Here is a 15,934-nt window from a genome sequence, read left to right on the forward strand (position 1 = left end):
CGAAGAGGGACGGGCATGGACCGCGGGACGGTCGGCAGTGCGCATCGGGGTCGGCTTCAGGTCGAGGCCCGCACCGAGGGGCGCAGCGAGGTCGTGACGCCGGTGGGTGAGCTGGATCACCACACGGCGGATCTGCTGCGGGAGCCCCTGGAGAGCGCGGTCGAACAAGGGCGAGTACGCCTGGTGGTCGACTGCTCGCGACTCGAATTCTGTGATTCCACCGGGCTCAATGTGCTGCTCGGTGCCCGCCTCAAGGCGGAAGCGGCCGGGGGAAGGGTCCATTTGGCCGGAATGCTGCCGGTGGTGGCGCGGGTCTTCGAGATCACGGGGGCCGAGGCGGTCTTCACCGTCCACGACTCCCTCGAAGAGGCCCTGGACGCCTGATCGTGGCGCGTTCCGCGGCCCGGGTGCCTCCTGTGTTGCCCGTGTCACGCGGTCCACGTGGATGAAGTGGGTGTTGTCACGATTCAGCCGGGCAGAAGACATCCGGCAGGGCTCTGGGTGACCGCGCACTCTGCATCTGTATCTGTACTTGTATCTGTTCGATGGCGACATGGTGAATCGGTGAGGTGAAGCGCTGATGAGCACCACCCGGCAGCATCCGCCGGGCGACCTCGGCCGTGAGCCGGAGGACGCCGGAGCGGGCGCACGCGAGGACGCGGACGCCGGCGCGGTAGCCCCCGAGCCGGCCGAGCGGCAATGGCGCACATTGTCGCTGCGGGGGATCGCCGGCATCGTGCCGACGGCCCGTGACTTCGCCCGCCAGGCGCTCCACGACTGGGGCTGGCTCCCCGCGTCGAGCGCCGACGGACGCGCCGCCGCCGAGGACGTCCTGCTGGTCGTCTCCGAACTGGTCACCAACGCCTGTCTGCACGCGGACGGACCCGAGGAACTGCGTATCGCCTGCACGGCGAAGGTGCTGCGGGTGGAGGTCGCCGACTCGGGCGCGGGCCAGCCCGCGCCGCGCACCCCGCACCGGGCCGGGCGGCCCGGCGGGCACGGCATGTTCATCGTGCAGCGGCTCTGCCTGGACTGGGGCGTCCTGCGGGTGGCGGACCGGGCCGGCAAGACCGTCTGGGCGGAGCTGGCCGCCCCGGCCTAGGCGCTTTCGTCCGGACCGGTCCCGGTTCCCCGCCGGGCCCCGGGGGTGTGCGGCCCCGCATTCGCGCCTTTGAGGAGCGCGCCGGATCGGCGCGCTCTTTGTCTTCCCTCCACAAGGCCCCAGGCGTACCTTGAGCGCCCGATCTGATGTGTCGTCAGTAACTTGCGTCGGTGAGAGACGGGCGCACGGCGACCTCCGGCATGAGGGGAAACTCAAGGTGTCCTACCAGAAGCGAACAGCTCTCGCGCTGGCGTCCGCGCTGGCGGGCACGGTGGTGCTGATGGCCGCGCCCGCCGCGCACGCCACGGTCGTGGACGTCGACTACCAGTGCAAGACCCCGATCGGCGACAAGAGCGCCGTGTCTCCCATCGACATCAAGAGTGTCAAGAGCGGCGGTGGCTACAAGCTCACGATGTCCTTCCAGAAGGGCGTGTCGTCCAGCCCCGTCGAGCTGGGCAAGGGTGCGATGAACCCCAGCGCGGTCATCAAGGTCGGGGGCGCCGACCCGGGCCAGGTCCAGGTCTCCGGGGCGTCGAACTCCGCGGCCATACCCGCCAACACCCCCATCAAGATCAGTGACCTGTCGGGTACGTACACGCCGAAGAAGAGCGGCAAGGTCGACTTCACCGCCGGTGTGCTCACCATCAAAGCGCTCGGTACGACCACGACCTGTACGCCCTCCAACAACCCGGGTCCGTCGCTCCAGCTCGATGTGACGGCCGCGGGCAACGCGCAGAGCACCCCGGTGGACGACGGTGGGCAGTTGCCGAAGACCGGCCCGCTCGACTCGGCCGTGGCGCTCGGCACGCTCGGGGGCACGGTGCTGCTGACCGGCGCGGCCGGAGTGCTCTGGCTGACCAGGCGCGGGCAGCGGGCCGTGGGCCGATAGGACAGCGGGGCATCTCTTCGGATCGGGACGGATCCGAACAGGCCCCGGCCGCCCACGAGCCAGCCGTCGTCACGCACAAGGGAGCCGCCCATGCCGTCGCCGCCCGGTCACGCCGTCCGACTCGCCCTCACCGTCATGCTGTTCGTCCTCGCCACGACACCGGTGGCGGGTGCCGCGGACCGGACGCCGACGTCCGGGGAGGCCGCGTGGACGGCCCGGCCCGCGGTGAGCGGTTCCGGGGCGGACGACGGCAGGCCGTACTTCTATCTGGAGGGCCCGCCCGGCACCGTGCTCCAGGACCGGCTCTCCGTCACCAACCCCGGTACGGCCCCGGTCACCGTGCGGCTGAGCGGTGCCGACGCGTACAACGCCGAGGACGGCGGTTTCTCGGTACGCCGCGGTACGGGATCCACCGGGACCGGTGCCTGGCTGCGGACCGCCGCCGCCGAGGTGACCGTGCCGGCCCGTACCCGCGCCGATGTGCCGTTCTCGGTCACGGTGCCGACGGGCGCGACGCCGGGCGACCACCCCGGCGCGATCGTCGTACGCGGCGGCGACCGCTCGGTGGGCGTACGGGTCCAACTGCGGGTGGGCGGGCCGACGCTGGCCGCGCTCACCGTCGAGGACGTCAGCGTGTCCGGGCGGGCGATCCACTACACGCTGGTCAACCGCGGCAACACGGTCCTGGTCCCGCGGATCACGGTCGGCGCCGAAGGGGTGTTCGGAACGCTGCTGCGGCGCGATGCCCGCACGCTGCCGGTGGAGCTGCTGCCCGGACAGCGCGTCAGGCTCGCCGAACCGTGGCGGGACGCCCCGGCCCTGGACTCCGCGACCGTACGACTGCGCGTCACGGCGGCGGGCGGTGCGCACGGCGAGGCGACGGCCCGTGCGGTCTTCGTCCCCTGGCTGCCGGTGACCGGCGGCGCGCTGCTGATCCTGGCCGCCGTAGCGGCGGGAGCGTACGCGTACCGGCTCCGGCGCTCGCGCGGACGGCCGTCCGACGGAGCCGACGACGGCCGCCCCGGACCGTCCTCGGGCGAACGACAGCACTCGGAGAGCAGGCACTTGGCGAAGGCGGGAGCGGAATCGTGACTGGACAGGCCGGACCGGCACCACTGCACGGCGGCGTCCACCGGCGGGCCGCCGTGCTGCTCGGCGTACTGCTGCCCGCCCTGCTGATGCTCTTTGCGACCGGCGCCGACGCGGCGGGTACGAGGGCCGCGGACCCGAAGCCCGCGGTCACCCTCTCCAAGCAGCAGGCGGGCAAGGGCGGTGACATCACCGTCAAGGGCAGCGGCTGGCGTCCGAACACGCTGCTGATGATGCTCATCTGCGGCCGGTCCACCCCCGACCGCGGCGTGATCGGCGGCACCAACTCCTGCGCCAACGCCGAAGGTCGAGCCGTCACCACCGGTACCGCGGGCGCCTTCCGCAAGAAGATGCCGGTCGCCGAGCCGCCCGTGCCCTGCCCCTGCGTGGTCCATGTCGCGACCGTCACCGGAGAACAGGCCACCGCCGACGCCGTGTTCGTCGTCGCGGGCCACCCGGTCGCCGCGCTGCCCGAGGAGACCGGGGGCGGCAGGCTGGCGGTGCTGGCCACCACCCGGCTGGAGGGCGACAGCTCCATCCTCACCTGGTTCGGCGCCCCGCCGTCCCGGCAACTGGTCTTCACCGTCGGCAATCTGGGTTCCGCCCCCGTCAAGGATCCGGTCTTCCGGATCGGCACCGCGCACGGCGTCTTCGCCCCGCAGTGGGAGGAGCGGCAGTGGCGCGGCACCATCGAGTCCGGCCGCAAGGCGCAGATCAAGCTGCCGGTCGAACTGTCGGCGGGCGCCCACGGCGACTACCAGATCTCGCTGAAGTACGGCAGCAAGGTCCTGGCCGAGCAGCCGTGGGGGGTCGGCCGCCCCTGGGGCGTCACGCTGTTCTGGATCCTGCTGTGCGTCGTCGTACCGGCCGCCGTGTTCCGCATCGGCATGGCGATCGTCGACAAGGTACGCCCCCGCTCCGCGCGCACCCCGGCCCGTTCCGGACGCCGTCGCCGCCCGCGACTCACCGGGGCGACCGCCGGGCCCCCGAAGCTGCGCCGCCCACCGCGGCCTGCCGAGGGCCCCGCTGGCGCGCCCACGACCACGACGGCCGCGCTGCCGTGGTTCACACCGGATTCCGCACCGTCAGAGAACAGACCGACGACGAAGGGACATTCGTGAGTACGCAACGGAGGACGGTCGCGGCGGGAGTCGCGATGATGCTCGGCAGCGCGGGCCTGCTGCTGGCCGCGAGCCCGGCCCAGGCCGCCGACATCTCGTACAGGACGGAGTGCATACCCCCGCCCATCTCCGGGCTGCCGGCCGTGCAGGGCACCACCGTGGTGCAGTTGACCGCGCCCGCCGAGGCCAAGGTCGGGGACACCGTCGAGGTGGTGTGGAAGACGGTCGAGGCCGCTTCCAAGAACCCCGACGTGCTCGATCTGGACAAGGACACGGTCAAGCCGACCGGCACGATCAAGGTGGGCGGGGCGGCCACCGGCACCCTCCAGATGGAGGGGCCGCGGCAGAACCCGCCGATCCCGAAGAACAGCGCCATGGTGCTGCCCGACATGAAGGGCACACTGAAGCTGGAGAAGGTCGGTGAGATCACGCTCACACCGGACGCGTACAACATCAACGTCTCCAAGCCGATCTCCACCGACACCAAGTGCTCCCCGAAGGAGACCGTGCAGCCGGGCGCGACCATCAAGGTCACGGAGGGTGGCGGATCCACGACGGCGGGCGGCACGTCCTCCGGCTCCACCTCCGGTTCCACGACGGCGGGCGGTACGACCTCGGGCTCCACCACGGGCGGTACGACGAGCGGCGGTTCCACCTCCGGCTCCACGGCGGGCGGCACGTCGTCCGGCTCCACGACGGCGGGCGGCGCCACCTCGGGCTCCGGCGGCGGCCAGACCGACTTCCCCGGCAAGGAGGTCTCGGTCCACTTCACCTGCACGTCCCCCGGACCGGCCGACATCGCCTCCAAGGTGACGATCAACGCCAAGAGGAGCGGCGGGAGCTACGCGCTCACGGTCAAGACGGCCAAGGGCGTGATGGACAGCCCGGCCGCGTTGCCCGCCGGTGCGCTCAAGCCGTCCATGGACATCGTCATCGGTGGCGCCGACAAGGGCTCGGTGAAGGTCAGCGGACCGGCCAACGCCGCACCGCTGGAGCAGGGCAAGCCGGTCGACCTGTCCGACATGACCGGCACCTACAAGCCGGGCGCGTCCGGGAAGTCCACGCTCAGCCCCGGCACCCTGACGATCGATGTCACCCTGGGCGCCTCGAAGATCAACATTCCCTGCAAGGTCAAGGGATCGGTGACCCCGTCACTGGAACTCGACACGACCGCCCAGCAGGGCGGCGCCTCCGGTTCCTCCACGACGGGCTCCACCGGCTCCGCGGCCGGCGGTACGGCCTCCGGCGGCGGACTGGCCGCCACCGGGGCCGAGGACAACGGCACCCTGCGTGCGCTCGGCCTGGTCGCGGGGACGGCGATCCTGCTGGGTGGCGCCGTGTTCACCTTCACCCCGTGGCGCAGGCTGCGTGGCACCAGGTGAGCCCGCTCACGTAGCGCCGGGACGAGGTTCACCGGCACGAGGTGAACCCACAAGGGCCGCCGCACCGGTCGACGGTGCGGCGGCCCTTGTGCCGTGGACGGTGCGGGAACCGTACGTCAGCGCACGTCGCCCATGAGCTCCACGACCTTCTTGCGGTACATCCAGATCGCGACCGCCGCGACGATCGCGAGTGCCGCCTCCAGGCCCACCATGCCGGTCTTGTTCAGGTTGACACCCGCCAGCGACAGCAGGCTGGTGGTGCAGTCGCCCGCGGTGACGGCGAGGAACCAGACACCCATCATCTGGCTGCCGTACTTCGCCGGAGCCATCTTCGTGGTGACCGAGAGGCCGACCGGGGAGAGGCAGAGCTCACCGACGGTCTGCAGGAAGTAGATCGACACCAGCCACATCGGGCTGACCTTGTCGCCGTCCGTGGTCATGGTCAGCGGCAGCATGAAGACGAGGAAGGAGACGCCGACCAGGAAGAGGCCCGAGCCGAACTTGACGACCGTGCTCGGCTCCTTGCCACGCCGGTTCAGCGCCAGCCATATCCAGGCGACGACCGGGGCCAGCGCCATGATGAAGACCGGGTTGACCGACTGGTACCAGGAGGTCGGGAAGCTCACCCCCAGCACGCTGTTCGTGGTGGAGGACTCACCGAAGAGCGACATCGTGGAGCCGCCCTGGTCGTAGATCATCCAGAACACGGCCGCGGCGACGAAGAACCAGATGTAGCCGGACATCTTCGACTGCTCGGTCTTCGAGAGGTCCCGGTCCCGCTTGATCCGCACCAGCACGGCGATCGGAATGATCAGGCCGGCGACGGTGATCGGGACGAGCGCCCAGTTGAGCGTGTACACATCGGTGGCGACGAGCACGCCGTAGAAGACGGCGGCGGCCATCAGCCACAGCAGACCCTTGCGCAGGGTCGTACGGCGCTCCTCGGCCGACAGCGGCTTCGGGACGACGCTGCTGCGGGCGCTGAGGTGGCGCGTACCGATGAGGAACTGGGCCAGGCCCAGCGCCATGCCGCCCGCGGCGATGGCGAAGCCGAGGTGCCAGTTCACCTTCTCGCCGACCGTGCCGATGATCAGCGGGGCGGCGAAGGCACCGAGGTTGATGCCCATGTAGAAGACGGTGAAGCCGCCGTCGCGGCGCGGGTCCTCCGGGCCGTTGTAGAGGTGGCCGACCATCGTCGAGATGTTGGCCTTCAGCAGACCGGAGCCGAGCGCGACCAGCGCCAGACCGGCGAAGAAGGTGCCCGAGCCGGGCAGCGCCAGCGTGAGGTGGCCCACCATGATGATCGCCGCCGAGACGGTGACCGTCTTGCGCGGCCCCCAGACCCGGTCGCCGAACCAGCCGCCGGGCATGGCCAGCAGGTACACCATGGCCATGTAGATGGAGTAGATCGCGGTGGCCGTGGCCGCGTTCATGTGCAGGCCGGAACCGGAGACCAGATAAAGCGGAAGCAGGGCCCTCATGCCGTAGAAGCTGAAGCGCTCCCACATCTCGGTCATGAAGAGAGTGGCCAGGCCGCGGGGGTGGCCGAAGAAGGTCTTCTCGGATCCAGATGTACTGGCCGAGTCCTTCGTCAGGCTGGACGCCATGGTCGATCCTTGGGTGCTCGGGACGCGACGCCTTGTGAGCGTGACGCGCCCGGTGGGGGGAGGCCGACACCGACCCGGCCGCACCCCACCCCCACGCCTGACAGGGGATTCGTCCCGACCGCCGGACTCACCGGGGAGCCGACTGGAGGAGACGGGGACCGACCGCGTCGGGATCCACGCCCGGCGCGCATCCTCGCGCTCCGGGCCCGGCCACAGGTCATTCACTGAAGTCACGGCTGGCGGGTACCAGCCGACAAACAAAAGAGACCCTTGGCGCTAAAAGCTGCCCAAGGGTCCTTGAGTAGTGCAACAGGCGTCAAGCCACCATACGCACGACACCGCCGGATATGAATGGACTTGAGAGATGGATCACAGGTTTCGATGGAACCGCACACCCATATTCGAAGGCGTTTCTCCGATTTCCCTGCGGACCCGCAGGGCTTTTCGATCACCTCACAGCATCCCCCCTGCGCGGACTACCATCACTCCATGACCCGTGTACTGCTCGCCGAGGACGACGCATCCATCTCGGAGCCACTGGCCCGCGCCCTGCGTCGGGAGGGTTACGAGGTCGAGGTCCGCGAAGACGGTCCGACCGCTCTCGACGCCGGCCTCCAGGGCGGAATCGACCTGGTCGTACTCGACCTGGGCCTGCCCGGGATGGACGGCCTCGAAGTCGCCCGCAGGCTCCGTGCCGACGGCCATACCGTGCCGATCCTGGTGCTCACCGCCCGCGCCGACGAGGTGGACACCGTCGTCGGCCTGGACGCGGGCGCCGACGACTACGTCACCAAGCCCTTCCGCCTGGCCGAACTGCTCGCCCGTGTCCGGGCCCTGCTGCGCCGCGGCGCCAGCGAGCCCGCCCCGCAGCCCGCCACCCACGGCGTCAGGATCGACGTCGAGTCGCACCGGGCCTGGATGGGCGACGAGGAACTCCAGCTCACGGCAAAGGAATTCGACCTGCTGCGGGTCCTGGTCCGCGACGCCGGCCGGGTCGTCACCCGCGACCAGCTGATGCGCGAGGTCTGGGACACCACCTGGTGGTCGTCGACCAAGACCCTCGACATGCACATCTCCTGGCTCCGCAAGAAGCTCGGCGACGACGCGGCCAACCCCCGCTACATCGCGACCGTACGGGGCGTCGGCTTCCGCTTCGAGAAGAGCTGACGTACAGAAGCACTCATGCGCCGCAGACTGATCAACTCCACGCTCGCCGTGGTGCTCGTGGTGATCGCCGTCTTCGGCGTCTCCCTCGTCATCGTCGAGAGCCGCACCATCAGCAACAGCGCCCAGGAGAGCGTCGACTCCGAGGCGCTGCGGCTGATCAGCGTCGTCGAGAGCCGGCTCCTGGGCGACGAGCGGATCAACCCCGCGCTGCTGGCCGAGCAGATCTCCAGGAAGCGCTACGCCCTGGTCAAGATCCCCGGGCGAGCCCCCCTCGAAGTCGGTACGCGCCCCACCGGCCGGGTGATCAGCAGCACGGCCGAGGGGGAGCAGGGCGAACGGGTCACCGTCGAGGAGTCCAGCTCCGCCGTCACCCGAGAGGTCGGCCGCACCCTGCTGATCATCGGCGCGGTGGCCCTGCTGGCCATCGTCTCGGCGGTGCTCCTCGCGGTGCGTCAGGCCAACAAACTGACCTCACCGCTGACCGACCTCGCCGAGACCGCCGAACGTCTGGGCTCCGGCGACCCGCGCCCGCGCCACAAGAGGTACGGAGTACCGGAGCTGGACCGGGTCGCCGACGTCCTGGACGCCTCCGCCGAACGGATCGCCCGGATGCTCACCGCGGAACGCCGGCTGGCCGCCGACGCCTCGCACCAGCTCCGTACGCCGCTGACCGCGCTCTCCATGCGGATCGAGGAGATCTCCGTCACCGACGACCCGGACACGGTGAAGGAGGAGGCGAACATCGCCCTCACCCAGGTCGAGCGCCTCACCGACGTGGTCGAGCGGCTGCTGACCAACGCCCGCGATCCGCGGACCGGCTCCGCCGTCGTCTTCGACCTCGACGAGGTCGTCAAGCAGCAGATCGAGGAGTGGCGCCCGGCCTACCGGGGCGAGGGCCGCGCCATCGTCCGCTCCGGAAAGCAGGGGCTGCGGGCCGTCGGTACACCCGGCGCGGTCGCCCAGGTGCTGGCCGCCCTGATCGAGAACTCACTGATGCACGGAGGCGGTACGGTCGCGCTGCGCACCCGGGTCACCGGCAACCAGGCGGTCATCGAGGTCACGGACGAGGGTCCGGGCGTGCCTCCCGACCTCGGCGCCAGGATCTTCGAGCGGACGATCAGCGGCCGCAACTCCACCGGCATCGGCCTCGCGGTGGCCAGGGACCTTGCGGAGGCGGACGGCGGACGGCTCGAACTGCTCCAGCAGCAGCCACCGGTCTTCGCGCTCTTCCTCAGCCGGGTGGCCCTGAAGAGACAGGAACCGGAACGCCCGGTGCGGTGAAGCGGCCAGGGCGTGTTTCGAAAGTAGCGTCGTCCGCCCGCAGGGCGGGGCCGGGGGTGTCTGGTGCGTGCGATCGCAAGGCGGAGGGAGGAGAGCGCAGCGGGCTGCGCCGACGACCGACAACGCAGCGAGCGTGCGTGCCGGGCGCCCCCGGCCAGACGGGGCTTTCGAAACACGCCCTACCGCCGGGCGGAGTCCGCCTCGACCTGCGGCACCTGCTCCGTACGCCCCTGCTTGATGAACCCCCCGGCGTTCAGCACGGCTTCCTTCGCGGGCAGCGCCTTGAACACCCACGTCCGGTAGGACCAGAAGCGGAACAGCGTCGCGATGCCGATCCCGAGGATCTTGAAGACATTGCTCTGGAATGGGCTGTTCCACCCGAACCCGTACGTCGCCACGTACAGCACACCGGTCTCGATGACCGCACCGACCGCGCTGAACAGCAGGAACAGCGTCAGTTCGCGGGTCCGCCCGCTCTTGTCGCGGTCCCGGTACGTCCAGTAGCGGAAGCCGACGTAATTGAAGAGGATCGCGACGAGCGTCGCCAGCAGCCCCGCCCGCACCACCTGGAGATCCGTGGTGCGCCAGAGCAGGTTGGACACCGCGATATTGACGACCAGGCCGCAGGCGCCGACCGCGCCGAACTTGGCGACCTCCCGGGCCAGCAGATCCAGCCGGGCCCGCAGTGCGCCCCGTTCGCTCATGGTGATGGTTCAGCCTGTCTGTCGGTTACGTCAGCCAAGCCATGCTAGCCGCCTCCCTCACAGGGCGCCGGGGATGTTCGGACAGGTGCGGCCGTGCTCGACGAACCCCGCCCGGCGGGGGCGGCGGAGGGCGTCGTCGGGCGAGCTTCGGGGCGGCGGATACCCTGGAGGAGTGACGTTCCCGGTAGTCGGTATGGTCGGCGGCGGTCAGCTCGCCCGTATGACCCACGAGGCGGGCATCCCCCTCGGCATCAAGTTCAAGCTCCTCAGTGACACCCCCCAGGACTCGGCGGCCCAGGTGGTGAACGAAGTCGTCGTCGGCGACTATCGCGACCTGGACACGCTGCGTGCTTTCGCGCGCGGCTGTGACGTGATCACCTTCGATCACGAGCACGTACCGACCGAACACCTGCGGGCCCTGGAGGCGGACGGCATCCCCGTGCGCCCCGGCCCGGAGGCGCTGGTGCACGCCCAGGACAAGGGGGTGATGCGCGCGAAGCTCACCGAGATCGGCGCGCCCTGCCCCCGCCACCGCGTCGTGACGGACCCGGCGGACGTCGCGGCCTTCGCCCAGGAGGTCGGGGGCTTCCCCGTCGTCCTCAAGACGGTCCGCGGCGGCTACGACGGCAAGGGCGTGTGGGTGGTCCGCTCCGAGGCGGACGCGGCCGACCCGTTCCGCGCCGGTGTCCCGGTCCTCGCCGAGGAGAAGGTCGACTTCATACGGGAGCTGGCGGCCAACATCGTCCGCTCGCCGCACGGCCAGGCCGTCGCCTACCCGGTCGTCGAGTCGATCCAGGTCGACGGGGTCTGCGACACGGTGATCGCCCCGGCCCCGGAGCTGGACGAGCGGCTCGCCGGCGAGGCCCAGCAGCTCGCCCTCCGGATCGCCTCCGAACTCGGTGTCGTCGGCCACCTCGCCGTCGAACTCTTCGAGACCCGTGGACCCGACGGCAAGCCCGGCATCCTGGTCAACGAGCTGGCCATGCGTCCGCACAACTCCGGGCACTGGACCCAGGACGGCGCGATCACCTCGCAGTTCGCCAACCACGTCCGGGCCGTCCTCGACCTGCCGCTCGGCGACCCGCGTCCGCGCGCCACCTGGACGGTCATGTCCAACGTCCTCGGCGGCGACTACCCGGACATGTACCAGGCGTACCTGCACTGCATGGCCCGCGACCCGCAGCTCAAGATCCACATGTACGGCAAGGACGTGAAGCCCGGCCGCAAGGTCGGACACGTCAACACCTACGGCGACGACCTGGCGGACGTGCGTGAGCGCGCCCGGCACGCGGCCGACTACCTGCGAGGAACGATCACCGAATGACTTCCCCCGCCACCGCCGCGCCGGTCGTCGGCATTGTCATGGGCTCGGACTCCGACTGGCCCGTCATGGAAGCAGCGTCCAAGGCCCTCGACGAGTTCGAGATCCTCTACGAGGTCGACGTCGTCTCCGCCCACCGCATGCCGCGCGAGATGATCGCGTACGGCGAGCAGGCCGCGGAGCGCGGTCTCAAGGTGATCGTCGCGGGCGCGGGTGGTGCCGCCCATCTGCCCGGCATGCTCGCCTCCGTCACCCCGCTCCCGGTCATCGGTGTGCCGGTCCCGCTGAAGTACCTGGACGGCATGGACAGCCTGCTCTCCATCGTGCAGATGCCCGCCGGTGTCCCCGTCGCGACCGTCTCGGTCGGCGGCGCACGCAACGCCGGCCTGCTGGCCGCGCGCATCCTCGCCGCCCACGACAGCGAGCTGCTGGCGCGGATGCAGGAGTTCCAGCAGGAGCTGAACGAGCAGGCGACGGAGAAGGGCAAGCGGCTGCGCGCCAAGGTCGAGGGCGCCGACTCCTTCGGTTTCGGGAAGTAGGCCCCGGTGGAGAAGGCCGAACAGCTTGAGCGGGCGGCGGAACTCCTCGCCGAGTACCCCGTCGTCGACGGGCACAACGACCTGCCGTGGGCGCTGCGCGAACAGGTCGGCTACGACCTCGACGCCCGCGACATCGCCACCGACCAGTCCGCCCATCTGCACACCGACATCCCGCGGCTGCGCGCGGGCGGCGTCGGCGCCCAGTTCTGGTCCGTCTACGTGCGGTCCGACATGGCGGGCGACGAAGCCGTCAGCGCCACGCTCGAACAGATCGACGTGGTCGCCGAGCTGCTGGAGCGCCACCCCGCGGACCTGCGGCGCGCTTTGACCGCCGACGACATGGAGGCGGCCCGCGCCGAGGGCCGCATCGCCTCCCTGATGGGTGCCGAGGGCGGCCACTCCATCAACAACTCGCTGGGCACCCTGCGCGCCCTGCACACCCTGGGCGTCCGCTACATGACGCTCACCCACAACGACAACATCGCGTGGGCGGACTCGGCGACCGACGAGCCGGGCGTCGGCGGTCTCTCGCCCTTCGGCCACGAGGTCGTACGGGAGATGAACCGCACCGGCATGCTGGTCGACCTCTCCCATGTGGCGGCCACCACCATGCGCGACGCGCTCGACACCTCCTCGGCGCCGGTGATCTTCTCGCACTCCTCGTCGCGCGCGGTCTGCGACCACCCGCGCAACATCCCGGACGACGTCCTCGGCCGCCTTCCGGCCAACGGCGGCATCGCCATGGCGACCTTCGTGCCGAAGTTCGTCCTCCCGGCGGCCGTCGACTGGACCCGTGCCGCGGACGAGAACCTGCGCGCCCACGGCCTGCACCACCTCGACACCACCGCGCGGGCCATGGAGATCCACGCCGCCTTCGAGGCGGCCAACCCGCGCCCGATGGCGACCGTGGCGACGATCGCCGACCACCTCGACCACATGCGCGAGGTCGCCGGGATCGACCACATCGGCATCGGCGGCGACTACGACGGCACCGCCTTCCTCCCGGAGGGCCTTGGGGACGTCGCGGGCTATCCGAACCTGATCGCGGAGCTGTTCGGCCGCGGCTGGTCGAGCGCCGATCTCGCCAAGCTCACCTGGCAGAACGCGGTACGGGTGCTGCGCGACGCCGAGGACGTCGCGCGCGAGCTGGGCACGCGCCGGGCGCCGTCGCACGCCACGATCGAGCAGCTGGACGCCCAGGCCGGCTGAGCCGGAGTTCCTGACTGCGGGGCGCCCCTAGGGGCGCCCCGCACGTTTTTCTGCCCGCTTCTAACACGCACACAGACAGAACGGGTGCCCCGCGGGATCCGCGTACACCCGGAAGGTCCGCTCCCGGTCCGCCGCGTCCAGCACGGTCGCGCCCTGCGCGAGCACCTCCTTCTCCGCCGCGTCCAGATCCGGCACGGACAGATCCAGATGGAACTGCTGCGAACCGTCCGGACGCGGCCACTGCGGCGGTACGTGACCGGGCGCGCCCTGGAACGCGAGCCGCGTGCCTCCGGCCCCGGTCAGCTCCACCCAGCCCTCGCCGTCGTCCTCGACCTTCCCGCCGAGCAGCCCGGCGTAGAAGCCGGCGAGCGCGGCGGGATCGGGACAGTCCAGAACGACAGCACCCAGTGTGGCGACAGCCATGGCACTTCCTCCTTCGAACGGGGACAGACTTCGGGCAGGGAAAGTTACCTCTAAGTCGTCTCAACAGGTAACCGTTACTGCATGCTGCCGCACTGGAGGTAACGTCGCAACCATGAATGCGAAGGATTCCGCGCCCGGTGGACTCGCCCTGATCGAGGCCCTGGTCAACACACTGGACGTCGAGACCGGTGCGGACGCCCTCGATACCGCGGACGGGCGCGCCGCCTTCTCCCTCACCGAGTCCGAGGTCCCGGACGCGCGCGTGCTGCGCGAGGCGCTCCGTACCGCCTGCCTCGCCCACGCCGGCCACCGCCCGCCGGACGGCGCCGCCGCGCCCCCGCTCGACCGGCTGCTCGCCGAAGCGCCCCTGCGCGTCAGCGTGGACGCGGCGGGCGCCGCCACATTGCGTCCCGCGGCCGAACCGGCGGGGCTGACCATGCGCGTCGCGGCGGCCATCGCCACCGCGGCGGCCGACGGCACCTGGGCCCGGCTCAAGGCATGCGAGGCCGAGGACTGCCAGTGGGCGTACTACGACCGCAGCCCGGCGGGGCGCCGCCGCTGGTGCTCCATGTCGGTGTGCGGCGCCCGCGCCAAAATGCGCACCTACCGCGCCAAGCGCGGCTGAGGGGCGCGGGTCAGGCCGTCGGGCGTCCCATCGCCCGGAACGTCCAGCCGGCCTTGCGCCACAGCTCGCTGTCGAGCGCGTTGCGGCCGTCCAGGATGATCCGGCGGGAGGCGACCTCGCCGAGCGCCGCCGGGTCCAGCTCGCGGAACTCCCGCCACTCCGTCAGATGCAGCACCACATCCGCGCCGCGCACCGCGTCCAGCGCCGAGTCCGCGTAACCGAGCGTGGGGAAGAGCCTGCGGGCGTTGTCCATGCCCTTCGGGTCGAAGACCGTGACCTGGCCGCCCTGCAGCTGTATCTGCCCCGCCACGTTCAGCGCCGGCGAGTCCCGTACGTCGTCCGAGTCCGGCTTGAACGTCGCGCCCAGCACCGCCACCCGCTTGCCGAGGAACGAATCGCCGCCCACGGCCTCCCGGGCCAGCTCCACCATGTGGCCGCGGCGCCGCATGTTGACCGAGTCGACCTCGCGCAGGAAGGTCAGCGCCTGGTCCGCGCCCAGCTCGCCGGCGCGCGCCATGAAGGCCCGGATGTCCTTCGGCAGGCAGCCGCCGCCGAAGCCGATCCCGGCCCGCAGGAACTTCGAGCCGATCCGCTCGTCGTGCCCGATCGCCTCGGCCAGCTTCACCACATCACCGTCGGCGGCCTCGCAGACCTCGGCCATGGCGTTGATGAACGAGATCTTCGTGGCCAGGAAGGAGTTGGCCGCGGTCTTCACCAGCTCGGCGGTCGGGAAGTCCGTCACCACGAACGGCGAACCCTCGGCGACCGGCGCCGCGTACACCTCGCGCAGCAGCTTCTCGGCCCGCTCGCTCGCCACACCGACGACGATCCGGTCCGGGTGCAGAGTGTCCTTCACGGCGAAGCCCTCGCGCAGGAACTCCGGGTTCCAGGCCAGCTCCGCGTCCGTGCCCGCCGGCGCCAGCTCCGTCAGCCGCGCCGCGAGCCGGGCGGCCGAGCCCACAGGGACGGTCGACTTCCCGACGACCAGGACGGGCCGGGTCAGATGCGGTGCCAGCGACTCGAAGGCGCTGTCGACGTAGCTCATGTCGCAGGCGTACTCGCCGTGCTTCTGCGGAGTGTTCACGCAGACGAAGTGGACGTCGCCGAAGGCCGCCACCTCTTCCCACGAGGTGGTGAACCGCAGCCGCCCGGTCGATCCCTCGATGCCCTCGACGTGCTTGCGGAGCAGCTCCTCCAGGCCCGGCTCGTACATCGGGACCTTGCCGGTGCTGAGCATCTCGATCTTCTCGGGCACGACATCGAGGCCGAGCACTTCGAAGCCCAGCTCCGCCATGGCCGCGGCGTGGGTGGCGCCGAGGTAGCCGGTGCCGATCACAGTGATCCTGAGGGCCATGGAGTGCTCCTGGAAGGTGCGGACAGACGTGCGGTGAACGAGCATAGTCGTGCCCTCGAAGGCCCGGTTTCCGGCTGCCCGCGTGGGTTCTCCCACCCCTGTCGTGAAGCTCACGCGCGCA

The 15,934-nt window shown here is 70.7% G+C and carries 16 protein-coding genes; 12 read left to right on the forward strand and 4 right to left on the reverse strand.

Annotation, left to right across the window (positions count from 1 at the left end):
- Positions 1 to 15: 15 nt before the first annotated feature.
- The 6 genes from ACF1B9_RS21855 to ACF1B9_RS21880 all read left to right on the forward strand — a co-directional run bounded on the left by ACF1B9_RS21855 (position 16) and on the right by ACF1B9_RS21880 (position 5,583).
- The gene (locus tag ACF1B9_RS21855) at positions 16 to 384 is read left to right on the forward strand and encodes an STAS domain-containing protein (protein ID WP_391743012.1); all 369 of its coding nucleotides are present in this window, start codon (positions 16 to 18) and stop codon (positions 382 to 384) included.
- Positions 385 to 580: 196 nt separating this feature from the next.
- Positions 581 to 1,102: an ATP-binding protein gene (locus ACF1B9_RS21860; protein ID WP_391743011.1), complete on the forward strand. Its 522-nt coding sequence runs from the start codon at positions 581 to 583 to the stop codon at positions 1,100 to 1,102.
- Between the two features lie 217 nt (positions 1,103 to 1,319).
- Positions 1,320 to 1,991, forward strand: a complete 672-nt coding sequence (locus tag ACF1B9_RS21865; protein ID WP_391743010.1) for a peptidase — start codon at positions 1,320 to 1,322, stop codon at positions 1,989 to 1,991.
- Between the two features lie 90 nt (positions 1,992 to 2,081).
- Positions 2,082 to 3,083 carry a hypothetical protein gene (locus ACF1B9_RS21870; RefSeq protein ID WP_391743008.1) on the forward strand — a complete coding sequence of 334 codons (1,002 nt, stop codon included), beginning with the start codon at positions 2,082 to 2,084 and terminating at the stop codon, positions 3,081 to 3,083.
- On the forward strand, positions 3,080 to 4,201 hold the full coding sequence (locus ACF1B9_RS21875; protein ID WP_391743007.1) for a hypothetical protein: 1,122 nt from the start codon (positions 3,080 to 3,082) through the stop codon (positions 4,199 to 4,201). Before ACF1B9_RS21870 ends, ACF1B9_RS21875 begins: the two co-directional genes overlap by 4 nt.
- 38 nt (positions 4,202 to 4,239) lie before the next feature.
- The gene (locus ACF1B9_RS21880; protein WP_391743167.1) at positions 4,240 to 5,583 is read left to right on the forward strand and encodes a hypothetical protein; all 1,344 of its coding nucleotides are present in this window, start codon (positions 4,240 to 4,242) and stop codon (positions 5,581 to 5,583) included.
- A 116-nt stretch (positions 5,584 to 5,699) separates the two neighbouring features.
- On the opposite strand, the gene ACF1B9_RS21885 is transcribed toward ACF1B9_RS21880, so the two are convergent.
- Positions 5,700 to 7,190: a peptide MFS transporter gene (locus ACF1B9_RS21885; protein WP_391743006.1), complete on the reverse strand. Its 1,491-nt coding sequence runs from the start codon at positions 7,188 to 7,190 to the stop codon at positions 5,700 to 5,702.
- A gap of 489 nt (positions 7,191 to 7,679) precedes the next feature.
- On the opposite strand from ACF1B9_RS21885, the gene ACF1B9_RS21890 reads away from it, so the two are divergent.
- Entirely contained in the window at positions 7,680 to 8,357 is a 678-nt protein-coding gene (locus ACF1B9_RS21890; RefSeq protein ID WP_351080973.1) for a response regulator transcription factor, read from the forward strand.
- Positions 8,358 to 8,372: 15 nt separating this feature from the next.
- The gene (locus ACF1B9_RS21895) at positions 8,373 to 9,638 is read left to right on the forward strand and encodes an ATP-binding protein (RefSeq protein ID WP_376222842.1); all 1,266 of its coding nucleotides are present in this window, start codon (positions 8,373 to 8,375) and stop codon (positions 9,636 to 9,638) included.
- 179 nt (positions 9,639 to 9,817) lie between these two features.
- Here ACF1B9_RS21895 and ACF1B9_RS21900 read toward each other — a convergent pair whose 3' ends face one another.
- Complete coding sequence (locus ACF1B9_RS21900; RefSeq protein WP_391743005.1) at positions 9,818 to 10,342, reverse strand: GtrA family protein; 525 nt, start codon at positions 10,340 to 10,342, stop codon at positions 9,818 to 9,820.
- A gap of 172 nt (positions 10,343 to 10,514) precedes the next feature.
- Here ACF1B9_RS21900 and ACF1B9_RS21905 point away from each other — a divergent pair, with 172 nt between their 5' ends.
- Genes ACF1B9_RS21905 through ACF1B9_RS21915 form a run of 3 tightly spaced genes read left to right on the forward strand, consistent with a single transcriptional unit; the run spans position 10,515 to position 13,411 of the window.
- Entirely contained in the window at positions 10,515 to 11,666 is a 1,152-nt protein-coding gene (locus ACF1B9_RS21905; protein ID WP_391743004.1) for a 5-(carboxyamino)imidazole ribonucleotide synthase, read from the forward strand.
- On the forward strand, positions 11,663 to 12,202 hold the full coding sequence (purE, locus tag ACF1B9_RS21910) for a 5-(carboxyamino)imidazole ribonucleotide mutase (RefSeq protein WP_391743002.1): 540 nt from the start codon (positions 11,663 to 11,665) through the stop codon (positions 12,200 to 12,202). Before ACF1B9_RS21905 ends, purE begins: the two co-directional genes overlap by 4 nt.
- 6 nt (positions 12,203 to 12,208) lie before the next feature.
- Positions 12,209 to 13,411: a dipeptidase gene (locus ACF1B9_RS21915; RefSeq protein WP_391743001.1), complete on the forward strand. Its 1,203-nt coding sequence runs from the start codon at positions 12,209 to 12,211 to the stop codon at positions 13,409 to 13,411.
- Between the two features lie 60 nt (positions 13,412 to 13,471).
- Here the strand turns inward: ACF1B9_RS21915 and ACF1B9_RS21920 are convergent, their stop codons facing one another.
- Positions 13,472 to 13,834 (reverse strand): VOC family protein, encoded by a 363-nt coding sequence (locus ACF1B9_RS21920; protein WP_351080985.1) that lies wholly within the window; start codon positions 13,832 to 13,834, stop codon positions 13,472 to 13,474.
- Between the two features lie 112 nt (positions 13,835 to 13,946).
- On the opposite strand from ACF1B9_RS21920, the gene ACF1B9_RS21925 reads away from it, so the two are divergent.
- The gene (locus ACF1B9_RS21925; protein WP_391743000.1) at positions 13,947 to 14,459 is read left to right on the forward strand and encodes a CGNR zinc finger domain-containing protein; all 513 of its coding nucleotides are present in this window, start codon (positions 13,947 to 13,949) and stop codon (positions 14,457 to 14,459) included.
- Positions 14,460 to 14,469: 10 nt separating this feature from the next.
- On the opposite strand, the gene ACF1B9_RS21930 is transcribed toward ACF1B9_RS21925, so the two are convergent.
- Complete coding sequence (locus ACF1B9_RS21930; RefSeq protein WP_391742999.1) at positions 14,470 to 15,813, reverse strand: UDP-glucose dehydrogenase family protein; 1,344 nt, start codon at positions 15,811 to 15,813, stop codon at positions 14,470 to 14,472.
- Between the last annotated feature and the right edge of the window lie 121 nt (positions 15,814 to 15,934).

This window comes from Streptomyces sp. NPDC014727, from assembly GCF_043083485.1.
Lineage (GTDB): Bacteria > Actinomycetota > Actinomycetes > Streptomycetales > Streptomycetaceae > Streptomyces.